The 17,777-nt window shown below is 46.6% G+C and carries 14 protein-coding genes; 9 read left to right on the top strand and 5 right to left on the bottom strand.

Features of this window, described 5'->3' with window-relative positions:
- Positions 1-90: 90 nt before the first annotated feature.
- The 3 genes from ACR64J_RS08345 to ACR64J_RS08335 all read left to right on the top strand — a co-directional run bounded on the left by ACR64J_RS08345 (position 91) and on the right by ACR64J_RS08335 (position 3,179).
- The gene (locus ACR64J_RS08345; RefSeq protein WP_435949246.1) at positions 91-834 is read left to right on the top strand and encodes a hypothetical protein; all 744 of its coding nucleotides are present in this window, start codon (positions 91-93) and stop codon (positions 832-834) included.
- Positions 835-1,046: 212 nt separating this feature from the next.
- Positions 1,047-1,922 (top strand): MoxR family ATPase, encoded by an 876-nt coding sequence (locus ACR64J_RS08340; RefSeq protein ID WP_317198522.1) that lies wholly within the window; start codon positions 1,047-1,049, stop codon positions 1,920-1,922.
- Between the two features lie 21 nt (positions 1,923-1,943).
- Entirely contained in the window at positions 1,944-3,179 is a 1,236-nt protein-coding gene (locus ACR64J_RS08335) for a vWA domain-containing protein (RefSeq protein ID WP_435949245.1), read from the top strand.
- Positions 3,180-3,229: 50 nt separating this feature from the next.
- Here the strand turns inward: ACR64J_RS08335 and ACR64J_RS08330 are convergent, their stop codons facing one another.
- From ACR64J_RS08330 to ACR64J_RS08320, 3 genes are all read right to left on the bottom strand, one after another.
- The gene (locus tag ACR64J_RS08330) at positions 3,230-4,033 is read right to left on the bottom strand and encodes a phosphodiester glycosidase family protein (protein WP_435949244.1); all 804 of its coding nucleotides are present in this window, start codon (positions 4,031-4,033) and stop codon (positions 3,230-3,232) included.
- 2 nt (positions 4,034-4,035) lie between these two features.
- A complete protein-coding gene (locus tag ACR64J_RS08325) occupies positions 4,036-5,787 on the bottom strand; it encodes an FMN-binding glutamate synthase family protein (RefSeq protein ID WP_435949243.1) in 1,752 nt (583 codons plus the stop codon).
- Positions 5,788-5,923: 136 nt separating this feature from the next.
- Positions 5,924-6,748: an IclR family transcriptional regulator gene (locus ACR64J_RS08320; protein ID WP_435949242.1), complete on the bottom strand. Its 825-nt coding sequence runs from the start codon at positions 6,746-6,748 to the stop codon at positions 5,924-5,926.
- A 169-nt stretch (positions 6,749-6,917) separates the two neighbouring features.
- On the opposite strand from ACR64J_RS08320, the gene ACR64J_RS08315 reads away from it, so the two are divergent.
- The 3 genes from ACR64J_RS08315 (at position 6,918) to ACR64J_RS08305 (ending at position 10,598) form a co-directional block, all read left to right on the top strand.
- Entirely contained in the window at positions 6,918-8,120 is a 1,203-nt protein-coding gene (locus ACR64J_RS08315) for an acyl-CoA dehydrogenase (RefSeq protein ID WP_435949241.1), read from the top strand.
- Between the two features lie 140 nt (positions 8,121-8,260).
- Complete coding sequence (locus ACR64J_RS08310) at positions 8,261-9,511, top strand: CaiB/BaiF CoA transferase family protein (RefSeq protein ID WP_435949240.1); 1,251 nt, start codon at positions 8,261-8,263, stop codon at positions 9,509-9,511.
- Positions 9,512-9,542: 31 nt separating this feature from the next.
- Positions 9,543-10,598 carry a histone deacetylase family protein gene (locus ACR64J_RS08305; protein WP_435949239.1) on the top strand — a complete coding sequence of 352 codons (1,056 nt, stop codon included), beginning with the start codon at positions 9,543-9,545 and terminating at the stop codon, positions 10,596-10,598.
- A gap of 44 nt (positions 10,599-10,642) precedes the next feature.
- Here ACR64J_RS08305 and ACR64J_RS08300 read toward each other — a convergent pair whose 3' ends face one another.
- Positions 10,643-11,407: an IclR family transcriptional regulator gene (locus ACR64J_RS08300; protein WP_317198514.1), complete on the bottom strand. Its 765-nt coding sequence runs from the start codon at positions 11,405-11,407 to the stop codon at positions 10,643-10,645.
- A gap of 313 nt (positions 11,408-11,720) precedes the next feature.
- Between ACR64J_RS08300 and ACR64J_RS08295 the strand changes: the two genes are divergently transcribed.
- The 3 genes from ACR64J_RS08295 to ACR64J_RS08285 all read left to right on the top strand — a co-directional run bounded on the left by ACR64J_RS08295 (position 11,721) and on the right by ACR64J_RS08285 (position 16,276).
- On the top strand, positions 11,721-13,187 hold the full coding sequence (locus tag ACR64J_RS08295; protein ID WP_435949238.1) for an NAD-dependent succinate-semialdehyde dehydrogenase: 1,467 nt from the start codon (positions 11,721-11,723) through the stop codon (positions 13,185-13,187).
- Positions 13,188-13,290: 103 nt separating this feature from the next.
- The gene (gabT, locus tag ACR64J_RS08290; RefSeq protein ID WP_317198784.1) at positions 13,291-14,547 is read left to right on the top strand and encodes a 4-aminobutyrate--2-oxoglutarate transaminase; all 1,257 of its coding nucleotides are present in this window, start codon (positions 13,291-13,293) and stop codon (positions 14,545-14,547) included.
- A 286-nt stretch (positions 14,548-14,833) separates the two neighbouring features.
- Positions 14,834-16,276 carry an APC family permease gene (locus tag ACR64J_RS08285; protein WP_435949237.1) on the top strand — a complete coding sequence of 481 codons (1,443 nt, stop codon included), beginning with the start codon at positions 14,834-14,836 and terminating at the stop codon, positions 16,274-16,276.
- Positions 16,277-16,372: 96 nt separating this feature from the next.
- Here the strand turns inward: ACR64J_RS08285 and ACR64J_RS08280 are convergent, their stop codons facing one another.
- On the bottom strand, positions 16,373-17,746 hold the full coding sequence (locus ACR64J_RS08280) for an NAD-dependent succinate-semialdehyde dehydrogenase (RefSeq protein WP_435949236.1): 1,374 nt from the start codon (positions 17,744-17,746) through the stop codon (positions 16,373-16,375).
- Positions 17,747-17,777 lie beyond the last annotated feature (31 nt).

The raw sequence follows: 17,777 nt of genomic DNA, 5'->3' as shown, positions 1-17,777 counted from the left end.
ACTTCTTTTGCACGCTAGCGTTTTAATGACTCATTACGCTTAGCGCTACACGTTCGATAGTGGCTAATAACCTAGGTATATAAAACACGTATGGATTGGTTAAAAAATATTTTACAGTTTCTGCCTTTAGATACGCTGAGTGATATCCTCGGTGAGATCGTTATTTGGTGGAGTCAGATGGTCAAAGGTGTACCGCCTGCGGATCTGCCGATGTACGCTTATATAGGTGGCACGGTCGTCGTCCTACTATTATGGCTTCTCGTCGCTCGTATGCTACCGCGACCACTGGGCGGTATGACTTGGATGGTACTATTTGCAGTACTGCTTGCGCCAGGAACGGCTTTAGGTGATCCAAGCTTGCTTGCTCCTGCGAGTATCGGCGTCGTCTACGCGCTTATGATGAAAGATACGACAGCGGCAATCAATAGTGCCTTACCGATACTAGTTGTACTGGTAGTCGGTTTATTTATTGGGTTTTTATGGCAGCTTATTCGCGGCGCGTTTGAATCTAGCCTTGCCAAAGCACGCGCAAATTCTGCTGAGGATACTCAGGCGACGATGCAATTAACAACAGGTCATCTGGCAATGGATAACTACGCCGCCAAAGACAGCCTAGACGCTAGCAGCGCCGATAGTACTAATGCTAATAGTATCAGCCTGCATAAGACTCAAGAAAAAGTACCACTTACGCAGGCACCTATCGTTGAGACTGAACCTAAAAAGGTGAGAAAAGGCTTTTATAGTGAAGAGTCTGCCGCGCAAAGAGTGATTAAACGAGTCAAACCTTCTGTTGAATTAGATAATCCTGCCAACAAAAAGCACAATGAGGAATAAAAAGCACAATGAAGGATAGTAAGTATTAAAGTAGCTAGATATCATAGCAAGTAGACAAGGCTTTAAAAGACACTTTTGGGTGTCTTTTTTTATGACTACCGAAGAGTAATAGATACCGAAGACGAACGCATGAGTATTTTGGCATTAACAGCGCCTGTGCTACTCTAAACCATCCCTTTTTATACGTTAATAACAATGATAGAGATCCAATTATGAGTATTGATAATTCTGCCACTAGTGACAACCTCAAAACCTTTACGGGGACCAATAATTATATTGCAACTGATGACTTGCAACTGGCGGTCAATGCGGCAATGACCTTGCAAAAGCCACTTTTGATCAAAGGCGAGCCGGGTACGGGCAAAACTTTACTGGCAGAAGAAGTCGCCCAAAGTCTAGGTATGCCGCTTATCACATGGCATATCAAATCAACGACCAAAGCTGAGCAGGGACTATACGAATATGATGCGGTGTCGCGTTTGCGTGACTCGCAACTCGGCGATGACAAGGTCTATGATATTGGCAACTACATCAAGCCGGGTAAATTGTGGGAGGCGTTCACCAGTGAGGAGCGCTGCGTCTTATTGATCGATGAAGTCGATAAAGCAGACATTGAATTTCCCAATGACTTATTGCATGAATTAGACAAAATGTCTTTTTATGTCTATGAGACAGGCGAGACGGTTACTGCTACCCAGCGCCCTGTGATTATCATCACTTCAAACAATGAAAAAGAGCTACCTGATGCGTTTTTGCGTCGTTGTTTCTTTCATTATATTGACTTCCCTGAAGAGCAAACCATGCGTCAAATCATCGACGTGCATTTTCCTAATATTCAAGAAAAGCTGGTCAATGATGCGCTTGATATCTTCTATAAGCTACGTAATATCCAAGGTCTTAAAAAACCGCCTTCAACATCAGAACTGGTTGATTGGCTCACATTGTTGCTCGCCGATGACATGGCACAAGAAGAGTTAGAAGAGAATTTGCGCGGTGAAAAGTCCATTCCGCCATTATATGGCGCTCTGCTCAAAAACGAAGCCGATGTCAATTTATTACAGCGCTTTGCCAATATGATGCGCCGTTAACACCTGCCAGATAGGTATTTTATGTTTGTAAAATTATTCTATACCCTGCGCACTTATGGCGTACCCGTCAGTACGCGTGAGCTACTCGATCTCAACGCAGCGCTAGATAAAGGCCTGATGATGCAGCACGCATTATCATCACAGGAAGCGGACACAAAGCTGCCTGCCTTTGCCAGTCGTGAGGATATGTATCGACTTATCAGACTGTGTATGGTCAAAGACGAGCGTCACTTTGACAAGTTTGATCGGGCGATGAGCGACTATTTTGAAGGCGTCGATAGCTTAGATATTGATGAGTTGATGGGCAAGCTTACGGATGTGCCACAGGAGTGGTTAGATCTAAAACTTGATCCCAAAAACCTCACCGAAGAGCAGCGGCGTCTACTCAAAAAATACGGCTCACTTGAGGAGCTCATGAAGGCGCTTGAGGAGCGTCTCAAAGAGCAAAAAGAGCGTCATCAAGGCGGCAGCAAGTGGGTCGGTACGGGCGGCACATCACCTTTTGGTGCTTATGGCGATCATCCAGAGGGCGTGCGCGTGGGCGGGGAGTCGCGTAAGCGCAGCGCCGCTAAAGTATGGGAGCAGCGTAAATATCGCAATCTTGATGATGACAATCTGCTCGGCACGCGCCAAATTCAGATGGCACTACGTAATCTACGCCAGTTTGCCCGCACCGGTAGTGACGATGAGCTAGATATCCATGAGACTATCAAACGCACTGCCAAAAAAGGCGTACTCGATATCCATATGCAGCCTGAGCGGCGCAACCGCGTCAAAGTGCTCATGCTATTTGATATTGGCGGTAGTATGGACATTCATGTCGATGCTCTAGAGAAGTTATTTTCTGCGGCGAAAAACGAGTTTAAGACGTTAGAGTTTTTTTACTTTCATAACTGCCTATACGATTATGTCTGGCAAGATAACAATCGCCGCCATAGCGCGCGTATGCCGACCTATGAGCTACTCAATAAATATGGGCGCGAGTATCGGGTTATCTTCGTTGGAGATGCGTCAATGTCGCCATACGAGCTGATGACGGTCGGCGGTAGTGTTGAGTATATGAATAACGAAGCAGGGGTAGTGTGGCTCAAGCGGGTGCTCGATCACTTTGATAAAGTCGCTTGGCTTAATCCTGAGAACCCCGCCTACTGGCACTATACACAAACCATCAATGAGATAAAAAAAGTGTTCGATAATAAGATGTATCCCATGACTTTGCACGGCGTTGAGGACATGACGTCTTATTTGGCGCGTTGATTTTTTATCCTTGTGCTATCGTAGCGCTTTAAACCCAAAGGTTTGAGGCGCTATTTATCTATGACCACTCCAACCATCACGCCCATCTCTTTTTTGTCGTGTTTATCAATACTTGGCGCGTAGAGCGCAGAGGCAATACCGCCATCCAAAAATAGCGCATTTGGGCAGCTTAAATTGTCCTTGAATAAAGAAGCGAAAGCGTAAAAGTTCACCAGCTCATTACTATTAACGAGCTGCACGCTACCATCCTCACAAACACCGACACCGTTACGAAATTTTAGTGAAGTGCTATCGGCATTAAACTCTGGGTGAATGTCGCCGTTTATGACTAGCATCGGTCCTGATTGGGTGGCGTAACTGGGTCTTGCTTCACCATTTTTAATTAACGTATCCAAAACATTACTTTCAGTAATTTGTACTAAGCCTGCTTTATTCCACCACAATACACCATTAGGCAGTAAATGAAAATTGCCACCGCCTTCGTTTAAGTTAAGCGCGCGAATCTCTTGACCCTCTATCACCGTATAACCAATAGGGGCATACGCTTGATTATACATACCTGCGTTCATCGCAAAGGCTAGGGTTTGCTCATCTGGCAGGCGAGCTAAAAGAGTGTCAAAGGTCAAAAGCGTCTGCTTTTTATCATCTTGCCAAAACAGTTTGAGCTGATAGTCATCGCCAGCAAGCGCTTCTTGACTAATCTGACACGCACTATAGCTAAAAGGGCTATCTTGACTTGAGCATGACCAGTCTTTATTCGATATGTCTGTGATATTTGAATCAACAGGCTGGCAAGCGCTCAACGTTAATGCCAAAAAGACAGTAACGCTTGCCATGATAGTAGTAGGGTACATACTTACTTTAGGTTCTCATTGATATCTTCTGTAACGTCTTCAATAGATTCTATACCGTAGCTGCGAGTTTTTTTACCTTTGTCTCGCGAGTCTTTGTTATAAGCAATGAGCGCATCATTATCAGGCAAAAAGGTATGAGCATCCGCCATTACCCACATCTGGTTAAAGACATCTGCGCGCGCACTGTGATCGAGCAAAGCGCCTTCGTCTGTAAAGTAATAAAACTTAGATAGTAGCTTGATCTGACCGTCATCTAAGCGCCGTGCGATATGATAGGGCTTTAATTGACTAGGATGCTCAAGTCCAACTGCACCGACGATACTGGCGAGAGATTTGAGGGTGTTTTTGTGAAAGCTAGCTACGCGCTCAGCTTTGCTTGGCACATCAAGCGCCTTTTGGCGATACGGGTCTTGAGTCGCAACGCCTGTCGGGCAAGTGTTGGTATGGCATGAGCGCGATTGAATACAGCCCACTGCAAACATAAAGCCGCGCGCTGAGTTACACCAATCTGCACCCAGAGCCAAAAAGCGGGCAATATCAAAGCCTGAGACGATCTTGCCACTAACACCAAGCTTAATCTTGTCACGAATACCAGCACCAACTAGAGTGTTATGCACGAGTAAAAACCCATCAATCAGCGGCATACCGACATTATCCATAAACTCGACAGGGGCGGCTCCCGTACCACCCTCAGCGCCATCAATAACGATGAAATCAGGATAGTTGTCAGTCTCCATCATTGCTTTGACAATCGCCATAAACTGCCAAGGTTGCCCGACGCATAGCTTAAAGCCGACAGGCTTACCCCCTGATAATTCGCGTAATTGCTGCCAAAATGCGACAAGTTCGAGTGGCGTGCTAAATGCGCTATGCGAGGAGGGCGATACGCAATCCTGACCCATAGGCACTTGGCGCGTATCTGCAATCTCTTGAGTGATTTTTTCACTAGGAAGAACGCCGCCCTTACCTGGTTTGGCGCCTTGTGAAAGTTTAATCTCAATCATTTTAACTTGCGGCTCGATGGCTTTCTCGGCAAAAGATAAGGGATCAAAGCTACCATCGTCATGACGGCAACCAAAATAACCCGTACCCAGCTCCCAAATCAGATCGCCGCCGAACTTGCGGTGATACGGACTGATCGCACCCTCGCCAGTATCGTGAGTAAAGCCGCCCATCTTGGCGCCTTGATTGAGTGCCATAATAGCATTAGCGGAGAGACTACCAAAGCTCATCGCTGAAATATTAAACACCGACATGTCATGCGGCTGCTGACAATGCTCGTTACCAACCGTAATGCGAAAGTCTTGTTTTTCTAATGGGTGACTAACTGCCGATTGCAAAAACCACTCTTTACCATGATGATATAAATCATCTAGTGTCCCAAAAGCATTGGTATCGCTGACATTTTTGGCACGTTGATACACAAGCGCACGCTGCTGACGTGAAAACGGGACTTGTTCTTTATCATCTTCAAGTAAATACTGGCGAATCTCAGGACGAAAGTCCTCAAGCACGTAGCGGATGTGACCGGCGATAGGGTAGTTGTTTAATATAGAATGCTTGGATTGAATGAGATCATAAACCCCGATGGCGACTAATGCCCCACCGATGAGAATGAGCCACCAGTTGGTCAACAGTAAGCCTGCCAAAAAGAGTAAAGCGGCTGCAGCCAAGGTGCTATAGCGTAGCAAAAGACCAATGAGGTAGGAGTCTGATTTAGGTTCAGCGTTTAGGTTGGTACGAGATTGGGGCATGACAAGCTCAGCTATTAGAAACAAAAAAAGGCGATAAGCGGTTGCATAAACAACACGCCTTATTATAACTCGATAATATAGTGACTAAATGATAGTTGAGTAACGATAAGCTAATGTTTGGTTGTTTATTAAATATTCAAGCGCGCTCAATCCGCTCAGCCAACGCCTGCAACTTCGGCACAATCTGTGCCGCATACTCATCCGCATCCCAATTCGCCCTTGGCACGCTAGCATTGAGAGAATAGCCATAATGACTTGTAGTGGTATCGAATACGCCAACGGCTACTGCCAAGATATCGGGCGAGAACTCACCGTCTGATAGGGTATAGCCGTTTGCCTCGTAGAATTTCGTCGCCTTAATTAACATACTTTGTGCTTGCTGATAGTGTTCTTTATTTAGCTGATCTTGCAACTTACTATCAATAACACTTTGCCGAGTTGGCGTACTGACTGCATAAAAAGCGCGTCCGATAGCGGTTTTATCAATGGGGACAGCAGAGCCCACTTGTAGATTGACCGACAGGCGCGCGGGGCTACGATGACACGCCAAGTAACGCATCTCGCCTTCAACCTCTGTCGCTAGATTGACTGATACTTCATGGTCAATGGCGAACTGGCGCAGTAAAGGCTCAGCGATTGCTACCATATCATGACGACTCCATGCCGATGCGCTCAGACGTACCGCGCTGCTACCAAGCTGATAATGACCATGCGGCGTGGTACGCAAAAACCCAAGCGCGGTTAAGGTATGAATTAGACGAGTAACCGTGGCCTTAGGTAGTCCGCTCATCTGACACAGTTGCTGATGGCTCAATACTTCATCGTTTTCGAAAGCTGCTAATAGAGCTAATCCGCGACCCAAAGCGGCGACGAATTGTCGGTCTTCATCGACTTTACTTTGCTTAAGTAGATCCGTAGTGCGCGACAACAAGGAGACATTTGCCATTGTATTTTTAGTCATGATGTTCCCAAACTTAAATTAAGTATTTACAAGTCAAATTATTTCTGCTTTAATAGTTTTACATTATGAAACTTAGTTTCGCACAGTGAAACTTCAACGTCAAGTATAGTATTTAATTTGTTTGACAAGATTGAGCGATTCAACCAAACCGCACGTCAAGGAGCACGACATGGCACCTATTACCAACACCCGTACTAATGCTAGCCCAAGCTTTGATTGGGAAGATCCGTTTTTACTTCGTGATCAGTTAACTGACGAAGAGCGCATGGTCACTGACAGCGCGCGTCAGTTTTTTCAAAAAGAGCTGATGCCTGGCATCCTAGAGGCCAATCGCAATGAGAACTTTGATCGCAATATTATGCGTCAAATGGGTGAAATGGGACTGCTTGGCGTAACGATCGAAGGATATGGCTGTGCAGGATTATCGAGCGTAGCTTATGGCTTAATCGCTAAAGAGATCGAAGCGGTAGATTCAGGATATCGCTCAGCGATGAGTGTCCAGTCAAGTCTTGTGATGCATCCGATACATGAGTACGGTACCGAAGAGCAAAGAGAAAAGTATCTGCCAAAGCTGGCCTCAGGTGAGTATGTCGGCTGCTTTGGTCTAACAGAGCCTGATTCAGGCTCAGATCCTGCTTCTATGTCGACGCGTGCACGCGCTGTTGATGGCGGTTATGAGCTCACTGGTAGCAAGATGTGGATCACCAATAGTCCTATTGCTGATGTATTTGTCGTCTGGGCAAAAGATGACGAAGAAAAGATTCGCGGCTTTATCTTAGATAAGGGTATGAAAGGTCTATCAGCGCCGAAGATTGAAGGCAAATTCTCCCTGCGTGCGTCTATCACCGGTGAGATCGTCATGGACAAAGTATTCGTCCCAGAAGCCAACGCCTTCCCAGATATTCGCGGCTTAAGCGGTCCCTTTGGCTGCTTGAATAAAGCGCGTTACGGTATCGCATGGGGTTCTATGGGCGCCGCTGAGTTTTGCTGGAAAGCGGCGCGTCAATACACCCTTGATCGTAAGCAATTTGGTCGTCCATTAGCGGCGACGCAATTGGTGCAATTGAAGCTTGCTAACATGCAAACAGAGATTGCGCTTGGTTTGCAAGCGGCTCTACGCGTTGGTCGCTTGATGGATGAGCATAACGCCGCGCCTGAGATGATATCACTCATTAAACGTAACAACTGCGGCAAAGCGCTTGATATCGCCCGCGTTGCCCGTGATATGCATGGTGGTAACGGTATCTCTGATGAGTATCATATCATTCGTCACGTGATGAACTTAGAAGCGGTCAATACCTATGAGGGTACGCATGATATTCATGCACTGATCCTAGGCCGTGCACAGACGGGTATTCAAGCTTTTTTTTAATACACTAAAAAGCACGATTTAAAAATAATGACGCACGTTACTGTTTGGCTACTCAAGGCTTAATGGTCGCGTGCGTTTTTTAGTTTTATTTAATTATTCGAAAACAGCACCGCAGAACGTTTCGAGATAAGGAGACTATTATGGATGATATATATATAAAAGATGCCAAGGTTCAAAATAATAACGATACGATTAACAAGGATAATCAAGGCGCCTTACAAGGGATAAAGGTCTTAGATTTATCCAGAGTGCTCGCAGGGCCATCTTGTACGCAGGTTCTCGCAGATCTGGGCTGCGAGGTGATTAAGATTGAGCGTCCAGATATTGGTGACGAGACTCGGCACTGGGCGCCGCCTGCCTTTAGCGATGGCACTTCTGCGTACTATGCAACTATCAATCGCAATAAAAAATCACTCACTGTCGATATTACAACTAAAGCGGGTCAAGAGATTATCAGACAGCTCATTAGCGATAGCGATATCGTCGTCGAAAACTTTAAAGTCGGCGGGCTCAAAAAGTATGGCTTAGATTACGACAGCCTCAAGGAGCAACACCCGCGTTTGATCTACGCCTCATTGACAGGCTTTGGGCAGACGGGTCCTGATGCTAAGCGCCCAGGTTACGACTATATTATTCAAGGTCAATCAGGACTGATGAGCATCACAGGACCTAGTGATGGTCAGCCGCACAAGGTTGGCGTGGCCGTCGTTGATTTGTTTGCAGGCTTGCAGCTGACTATCGGTATTCAAGCCGCGCTCATAGCACGCCAGCGGACAGGTCGCGGTCAGCACGTTGATGTGGCGCTACTCGACAGCGCCCTTGCTATGCTTGCCAATGTCGGCATGAATCATCTAGCATCAGGCGAAGTGCCGCCAAGACTTGGCAACCAGCATCCCAATATTGTCCCTTATCAAGTGTTCGCAGGCGAGAGCGATCAGCACTTTATCTTAGCGTGTGGTAATGACAGTCAATTTGCCAAGCTATGTGAGCTTATGGATATGGACTGGCATACCGATAGCCGTTTTACCACTAATCCCGCTCGCGTCAAAAACCGCAAGGTATTATGTGACGAGCTGGTAGTTAAGTTCGCAGAAAAGCCACGTGATTATTGGTTAGATGCCTTAAATCAAGCAGGCATACCCTGTGGTCCGATTAACAACGTTAGTGAAGCGCTAGCTACGCCGCAAGCACAGGCGCGCGGTATGATTGTCGATTTTGCAGCGCAGGGCAGTCCCGTACGAGCGCTGGGCAATCCGATTAAATTATCCGAGTCGCCCGTCAGTTATCGTACGCCGCCGCCGCGTTTGAGCGAGCATACCGATAGTACGCTTGCTGATTTGGGTTATGACACCGACACTATCGCTAAGCTGCGCGCCGATGGAATTGTATAAACAATGAATTTTAGACAAAGGAATGCTTAGTATGAAAAATAAAATGAAAATATACAGCCACGACAATCTCAGTCTGCACCGGCCACTGCCGTATTATTCTTATGGCAAAATGCATGAGCCTTTAGAGATACCAGAGCGTATGACCGAGCTACTCAAAGCGCCAAAAGCGCTGGGACTAAGCGTAACCACTGCTAGAGATTTAGGCATGACGCCGATACTCGCGGTACATGATTTTGGTTATGTTGAGTTCCTCAAAAACGGCTATAGCGAGTGGATGGCAGTAGAGGAGGATTTAGGGCCGCAAGTACAGACAGGGATATTTGTGCCTTATGATAATCCTGGTTTGGGTATCATGGCAAAGGCTGCTAAGTACCAAGCTGATGATAGTGCGCCTATTAGCGAGCATTCGTGGACGTCTATCTACTGGTCGGCGCAAACCGCGTTGACAGCAGCTGATGCGCTACTAAGCGATGATAGCGGTGACAGTGACATGCAGTTGTGCTTCTCACGTCCGCCCGGTCATCACGCGCGTAAAAGCGCTGCTGGTGGATTTTGTTATCTAAATAACGCTGCCATCATCGCCGAACATCTGCGCCAAAAGTACTCAAAGATAGCCATCATCGACACCGACATGCATCATGGTCAGGGTATCCAAGAGATATTTTATGATCGCAGCGATGTGCTTTATACCTCAGTACATGGCAGTCCGATCAACTTTTATCCTGCGATTACTGGGCACGAGTTTGAGAGAGGTAGAGGCGCGGGCACAGGCTACAACATCAACTTTCCGATGCCGCACGGTACTGATGAGGCAGGCTTTTTTGACTATGTTGATCAGTCTATTGCAGCGGTAGAACTTTTCAATCCTGACGTTATCGTACACGTATTGGGCTTTGATGTTTACAAAGACGATCCAGAAGCCAGGTGTTCAGTCAGCACTGAGGGTTTCAAAATCTTGGCACAAAAAATGATGGCGCTAAATAAGCCTATCATCGTCTTGGTCGAGGGCGGTTATTATATTCAAAAGCTGGATGATAATCTAAATGCGTTCTTATCAGGGTTAATAGAAAGCCGCGCGAGTGATTAAAAAAGGTTGTTAACCATTTGCTAATACCTGTTCACCATTGATTATTAGCGATTAGGCAAAAAGCCCAAGCGCTGCTCGATCTGCTCGGCTAGTTCAATTAATACGGCGCTGACCTCTTCGCGTTTGGCGTCGTACTCCACTTGTAAAAAGCTCACTGCCATGCCTGCGACCGCGTTGCCTGCCGCGTTACGTATGTACGTCCCTAAGCAGTACATGCCATCACGCAGCTGACCGTCATCCAAAGAGATCCGGCTACTATGAATGGCGGTGAACTCATCGGACAACCGAGCAAAGTTATCGACGCTATTAGGAGTAATGGCCTTTGGTAAACCGTCTTCATAGAGCGACTTGACTTGATGCATAGGCAAGGTTGAGAGCATGGCTTTGCCTGTTGCCGAGAATACCGCTGGCACTCGTACGCCTGCGCGAAAGGTAAAGCCCAGCGGCGCTGGCGCTTCATGACAGGCCAAAAACACCACCTCACTCATATCAAGTTTCGATAAAGTCACCGTATGCTGAAGCAGTATTGGATAGTGCATGATCAAGTCTTTAAAAAGCTGGATGATACCTTGCTGCTGCTCGTATTTACCAGCCCAATACAAAAGGTATGACCCCAGATGAAAGCGATTGTCTGCGTCTTTATAGATGACGTGCTTGGCTAGCAAGCTTTGCAAAATATTATGAGTTGAGCTGCGCGGCAGGCTTAATTCTTTGGCAATATGAGCGGCGCTCAAGGGCTGGGTGCTTGCGGTAATCAAATCTAGTATCTGAAAGGTTTTATCTAATGCAGGGACGGCAATCGTGCTCATAAGTGACCTATAAATAAAGGTAAATAATAACAAGTAGAATTAAATGATAATAAAGGGTTATCAATAAAGCTTTTCGAGCAAACATTTATGTGGCAACGAAAGTGGTAATAGGGGTTGCAAAAGTTATCCTATCGTTCCTATAATGATGTCTCATATATAGAATAGTTGTTCAGTATATTGAACAATAAAAGTCTTAGCAATCACTAATTATGACTATAAGTACTCTATAACATTCAATACAAGTTTTAAAAAAAATAAGTTTTTGAATATAGTTTGCTAGTCATCACATTTATCATTAACAGGGAGCGTTACTATGTCAGATACTTCATTTTCGTTATCGAATCCAGAGCTACTCAAACAACAGTGCTTAATCAAAGACGGCTGGCATGCGGCAAGTGATGCTGAGACGATCGACGTTACGAACCCTTTTAATGGTAATGTCATCGGTCATGTGCCAAGTCTGACGAGCGAGGACGTCAATGCAGCGGTTGAATATGCTCATAAGGCACAAGTAGAGTGGGCAGCCAAAACCCCGCAAGAGCGTTTTGATCTATTGCAAAGATGGGCAGACCTCATCGATGATAACAAAGAAGATCTTGCGATCTTGATGACCGCTGAACAAGGCAAGCCGCTCACTGAGTCGCGCGGCGAGATCGGCTATGCTAATAGCTTTATCCGCTGGTTCGCTGAGGAAGGCAAGCGCGTCTATGGCGATGTCATTCCAGCCACCAAAACATCACTGCGTTACGTTGTTCTCAAGCAGCCCGTTGGTGTGTGCGCAGCGATCACCCCTTGGAACTTTCCAGCGGCGATGATCACTCGTAAAGCTGCGCCTGCTTTAGCTGCGGGCTGCACTATGATTATCAAACCTGCAACCGAAACCCCATTTTCAGCATTAGCGCTAGGCGTCTTGGCAGAGCAAGCTGGTATTCCTGCAGGCGTCATTCAAGTGGTCACGGGCAAATCATCGGTCATCGGTAACATTCTAACAGGGGACGCCCGTATTCATAAGCTCTCATTCACAGGCTCAACCGAGGTCGGTCGTACTTTGATGGCTCAGTGTGCGCCTACTATCAAAAAGCTCTCACTAGAGCTAGGCGGTAACGCGCCATTTATCGTCTTTGATGATGCCGATTTAGAAAAGGCGGCTGATGGTCTTATCGCCTCCAAATTCCGTAACGCTGGTCAAACCTGTGTCTGCGCCAATCGCGTTTATGTACAAGATAGCATTAAAGACAAATTCTTAGAGGTCTTTGTCAAAAAGGTCGCTGAGCTTAACGTCGGGGATGGCATGAGCGAAGGCGTTGATATTGGGCCACTAATCAACAAAAAAGCACTAGAGAAAGTCCAAGCGCTACTCAAGGACGCTTTGGACAAAGGCGCGACGCTTATCACAGGCGGTAGCACCAATGAGGCATCAAGGCTAAGCTATAACCCAACTGTGGTCACCGATCTAAACACGGACATGGATATCGCTACCGAGGAGATCTTCGGCCCCATCGCTACTATTTTTACCTTTAGTGATGAGAGCGAAGCTATACGCTTGGCCAATGACACTATCTACGGCTTAGCTGCTTATTTTTATAGCTCAGATTTTGCCCGTGCATGGCGCGTCACCGAAGGTCTAGAGTACGGCATCGTCGGTCACAATACGGGTCTAATCTCCACAGAAGTCGCGCCCTTTGGCGGCGTCAAACAGTCAGGCTTTGGCCGTGAAGGCTCAAAATACGGTATCGATGAGTACGTCGTTACCAAATACTGGTGCTCTGATGTTAGCTAGTACCAGCTTGACAGCATATAAAAACGCTAAGAGCGAAAAGTTAAAACCATAAAATCTAATGAGTGCTAATAAAAGGACAAGTCTCATGACCACGACTACTAATATGACTAATAAAGATATACTTGCACGCCGCAAAGCGGTTTTGCCAACTGGACTTGGCGTCGCCTTTCCTGTGTTTGCCGCGCGTGCCAAAAACGCTGAAGTTTGGGATGTAGAAGACAATCGCTATATCGATTTTGTCGGCGGTATCTCAGTACTAAACACAGGTCACAGCCATCCAAAGATTACCCAGCGCGTCCATGAGCAGGTCGATAAATTCACCCATACTGCCGCGCAAATGATCAACTACGAGATCTATGTCGATCTCGCCGAAAAGTTATGCGAAAAAGCACCGATTAGCGGTGAAAAGCGCGCGTTCTTTTTGACGACTGGTGCAGAAGCGGTTGAGAACTGTATCAAGATTGCTCGCGCTAAAACAGGTCGTCCAGGGGTTATCTCATTCGTCGGCGGCTGGCATGGTCGTACGCTAATGTGCATGAGCCTGACGGGTAAAGTCATCCCTTACAAAAAGAATTTTGGTCCAATGCCAGGTCCTGTGTTTCATGCACTGTTTCCAGCAGAAGAGCTTAACGTCACAGAAGAGCAAGCACTGCATAGCTTAGATATGATCTTTCAAGCTGATATCGATCCTACTGAAGTGGCGGCAATGATCATTGAGCCCGTACAGGGCGAGGGCGGTTTTCACCAAGTGACGCCATCCTTTGCCAAAGCATTGCGAGCTATCTGTGATGAGTACGGCATCGTGTTGATTTTTGATGAGGTACAGTGCGGCTTTGCCAGAACCGGTACTTTATTTGCCACTGAGCAGCTAGGTGTTGAGCCTGATCTGATGACTAGCGCCAAGAGTTTGGCAGGCGGTTACCCCATATCAGCCGTCATAGGACGCGCGGACATCATGAATGCCCCGCAAATTGGCGGTCTTGGTGGTACTTATGCCGGTAACCCTATTGCTGTCGCGGCGGCGTTAGCGGTACTTGAGGTCATCGAAGAGGAAAACCTACTTGAGCGTAGTATCCAAATCGGTGACAAGATAGCGGCTTATGTCAAGGGTTTGAACCTAAGTAGTATTGGTCATATTCGCCACAAAGGCGCGATGCTTGCCTTTGAGCTGATCGATAGTGACGGCAAACCTGATGCTGAAGCGACTGCCACTCTAAAAGCCAAAGCGTTTGAGCATGGCTTATTACTCGCCTCTTGTGGTATGCATGGCAATGCGATTCGGGTGATGGTGCCGCTCACCGTTGAAGATGAGGTCTTGCAAGAAGGACTCGACATTATTGGTAATATTTTAAAATCTTAATATATAAATATAATGAATTACGTTATATTAGTTAATATATGTTGACCAATAATTAAGATAACCGCTTGCAGTATATGATTTCAGAGTAGCAAGGTTGCTTTTAGGATTGATGTCCTAGTACTAAACTTAGCAAAAGCGCCTTGCATGATAAGGCGCTTTTATTTTTGTGAAAAGCAGGATTCATAAGCAGTAATGAAAAACAGTTAACACAAAAGACATATCGAGAGTACGCCAGCACACGCTGTCGTTTTATTATCAAGGATGACATACGGACAAGGAGCACACTATGTCTGCAATGAAAAAATCGCTAGGGGTGGTCGATATTATCGCCCTAGCATTCGGGGCCATGGTCGGTTGGGGCTGGGTCGTTTTAGCCAGTGGCTGGGTGGTTTCAGCAGGAACTTGGGGCGCGATTACTGCGTTTTTGATCGGTGGTATTGCGGTCGTCATGATCGGAGTCACTTACGCCGAGCTATGCTCCTCCATGCCGATTACAGGCGGGGAGCATACGTATACGCATAGGGCACTTGGGGTCAACGTCTCCTTTATTTGCTCATGGAGTATGCTCTTTGGCTATTTATCGGTCGTCGCCTTTGAAGCGGTGGCGCTACCGACGGTCGTAGAATACCTCATACCCAATTATAATCAGGGTTATCTGTGGAATGTGGCAGGCTGGGATGTTTATGCGACGTGGGCGGGCGTCGGTATGGCAGGCTCTATTTTAGTCACATGGCTCAATACGCGTGGTCTAGAGGTGAGTGCTTGGTTCCAAAAGACCGCCGTAGCAGGCATTTTGATCGTTGGTGTGTTATTGTTCATCGGCGCAGTGTTGTTTACGCCTGAGAATAGTACTGCTCAATTGTCACCTGCGTTTGTTGGTGGTATTGGCGGTATTATGGCAGTTATTGTCATGGTGCCCTTTATGTTTGTAGGTTTTGACGTCATTCCGCAAGCGGCAGAAGAGATGGACTTAACTCGTCCTAACATTGGTAAATTCTTGATTGTCTCCTTAATCGTTGCGGTCATTTGGTATATCGCTGTTATTTGGAGCGTGGGCGTCACCTTGCCATTAGCGCTAGCTGAAACCTCTACGTTAGGTACCGCTGATGCGATGGAAACGGCATGGAGTGGTAAATGGGCTGGAGTGTTATTGGTCATCGGCGGCGTACTGGGTATCATGTCAAGCTGGAACGCCTTCTTGATCGGGGGTAGTCGTCTGCTTTATGCGATGTCAAAAACACACATGCTCCCTGCATTTTTGGGTAAACTGCATCCTAAGCACAACACTCCTATCAATGCGATCTTGTTGATTGGTGGACTTGCAACACTTGCGCCGCTATTTGGTCGCAAAATGCTGGTTTGGATTGTGACTGCAGGTGGTTTTGGCGTTGTCATTGCCTACACCTTAGTCGCCTTGTCATTTTTGGTATTGCGTTATCGTGAACCTAATATGGTACGTCCATTCAAAATCCCTGCGGGTAAAGCGGTCGGGGTCGTGACGATTATTCTAAGCTTGGGTTTATTCGTGCTATACCTACCTGGTATGCCATCCGCGCTTAGTGGTATTGAATGGTCAATATTTATTGGCTGGACTATCTTAGGTATCATTTTCTTTGCCTATGAGTCGATCAAAAACCCAGGTAAGAGCAAAGTGGTTATGGATAAAGAGCTTGAGGAGCTAAAAGTAGTCAACCAGCACTGGCTCACACAAAACCCACCTAGAAGGTAAGTCATAAGCACAGAAGAGCCTCGAATACAAAAAAGCCTAACGATAACGTTAGGCTTTTTGTTTGATTAAAGATTAGTTTCCTAAAGCAGCTAGAGATTAAGACTTATCACGAATAAGCTTATAGTTTAAGAATTCAGTGATACCTAATGTGCCAAGCTCACGACCAAATCCTGAGCGTTTAACACCGCCAAATGGCGTGTTGGCCTCAGATCCAGACGGAGCATTAATGGTGACCATACCGACTTCTAACTTGTCAGCGATATCAGCGGCGAGATCGGCATCTTGCGTTTGAATAGAAGCGCCTAAACCAAAGGGTACGTCGTTAGCAATCTCAATAGCATGAGCGATATCGCGCGCTTTGTATATGACAGCGACCGGGCCAAATAGCTCTTCGCTATAGACGTTCATAGAGCTGTCAACATCAGCGAGGACGGCAGGCGCAAACCAAGCACCTGCTTTGTCATTACTCATGCCGCCTTCAACCAGTACCGTAGCCCCGCCTTCGATTGCGCTATCAAGCTGCTTTTGTAGATTTTCAGCAGCGCTCTGTGAGGACATAGGACCGATAAAGGTATCTTCTTGCATAGGATCAGCGGCTGAAATACCGCGAACCGCATCAGTAAAGCCTTGTACAAAGGGCTCATAGACGTCTTCTACTACAATCAGACGTTTGGCCGCATTACAGGCTTGTCCTGTATTACCGAAGCGACCAACAATAGCGTTTTGCACCGCTTGAGCGATATCAGCATCTGCGGTCACGATAAAGGCATCAGAACCACCAAGCTCTAGCACGACTTTTTTAAGCGCGCCGCCAGCTATTTTGGCTACTGCTGCACCTGCACGCTCAGAGCCTGTCAATGACACGCCTTGTACACGCTTGTCTTCAATAATAGTCGCCGCTTGATCGTTAGTGGCATACACATTATTATAAACGCCTTCTGGAAGACCGGCATCTTTTAGGATATCAACGATGACTTCTGCGGTATTGGGACACTGAGGCGCGTGCTTTAAGATAATGGTATTGCCAGCGACGACGTTTGGTGCGACAAAGCGAGCAACCTGATAGTGCGGATAGTTCCATGGCATGATACCGAGCAGTGCGCCAACGGGAAGTTTTTTGACTGAAGCTGAGCCTTCATCCACATCGATGGTATTAGGCGCTAGTAGCTCTTGGGCGTTGTCCGCATAGTAGCGATAGATCTGCGCAACTAGGCCAAGCTCACCTTTGGCTTGTGCGACAGGCTTGCCCATTTCAGTGGCAATGATACGTGCCAACTCATCTTGACGCTCGTCATAGATGTCAGCTACTTTATTGAGTATATCTGTGCGCTCGCTAAGCGAGGTTTTTTGCCACTCTTGATAAGCACTGTCTGCTTTTTCAATAGCATTTTGGATATCTTGGTCGGTGGCAGTAGTGTAGGTATTTTCAACTTCGCCTGTAGCGGGATTGGTAACTTGATATTCGCTCATATATGTTCCTTGGGTTAAATTCCATTTTAGT

The sequence above is a fragment of the Psychrobacter sp. DM8 genome, assembly GCF_051307025.1.
Lineage (GTDB): Bacteria > Pseudomonadota > Gammaproteobacteria > Pseudomonadales > Moraxellaceae > Psychrobacter.
The sequence above is the reverse complement of the archived record's forward strand: the minus strand, read 5'-3'. Positions and strand labels throughout refer to the sequence as shown.

Excerpts from the sequence above, each read along its gene's own strand:
- ACR64J_RS08345 (WP_435949246.1), top strand. The coding sequence starts at position 91 with ATGGATTGGTTAAAAAATATTTTACAGTTTCTGCCTTTAGATACGCTG.
- ACR64J_RS08340 (WP_317198522.1), top strand. The coding sequence starts at position 1,047 with ATGAGTATTGATAATTCTGCCACTAGTGACAACCTCAAAACCTTTACG.
- ACR64J_RS08335 (WP_435949245.1), top strand. The coding sequence starts at position 1,944 with ATGTTTGTAAAATTATTCTATACCCTGCGCACTTATGGCGTACCCGTC.
- ACR64J_RS08330 (WP_435949244.1), bottom strand. The coding sequence starts at position 4,033 with ATGTACCCTACTACTATCATGGCAAGCGTTACTGTCTTTTTGGCATTA.
- ACR64J_RS08325 (WP_435949243.1), bottom strand. The coding sequence starts at position 5,787 with ATGCCCCAATCTCGTACCAACCTAAACGCTGAACCTAAATCAGACTCC.
- ACR64J_RS08320 (WP_435949242.1), bottom strand. The coding sequence starts at position 6,748 with ATGACTAAAAATACAATGGCAAATGTCTCCTTGTTGTCGCGCACTACG.
- ACR64J_RS08315 (WP_435949241.1), top strand. The coding sequence starts at position 6,918 with ATGGCACCTATTACCAACACCCGTACTAATGCTAGCCCAAGCTTTGAT.
- ACR64J_RS08310 (WP_435949240.1), top strand. The coding sequence starts at position 8,261 with ATGGATGATATATATATAAAAGATGCCAAGGTTCAAAATAATAACGAT.
- ACR64J_RS08305 (WP_435949239.1), top strand. The coding sequence starts at position 9,543 with ATGAAAAATAAAATGAAAATATACAGCCACGACAATCTCAGTCTGCAC.
- ACR64J_RS08300 (WP_317198514.1), bottom strand. The coding sequence starts at position 11,407 with ATGAGCACGATTGCCGTCCCTGCATTAGATAAAACCTTTCAGATACTA.
- ACR64J_RS08295 (WP_435949238.1), top strand. The coding sequence starts at position 11,721 with ATGTCAGATACTTCATTTTCGTTATCGAATCCAGAGCTACTCAAACAA.
- gabT (WP_317198784.1), top strand. The coding sequence starts at position 13,291 with ATGACTAATAAAGATATACTTGCACGCCGCAAAGCGGTTTTGCCAACT.
- ACR64J_RS08285 (WP_435949237.1), top strand. The coding sequence starts at position 14,834 with ATGTCTGCAATGAAAAAATCGCTAGGGGTGGTCGATATTATCGCCCTA.
- ACR64J_RS08280 (WP_435949236.1), bottom strand. The coding sequence starts at position 17,746 with ATGAGCGAATATCAAGTTACCAATCCCGCTACAGGCGAAGTTGAAAAT.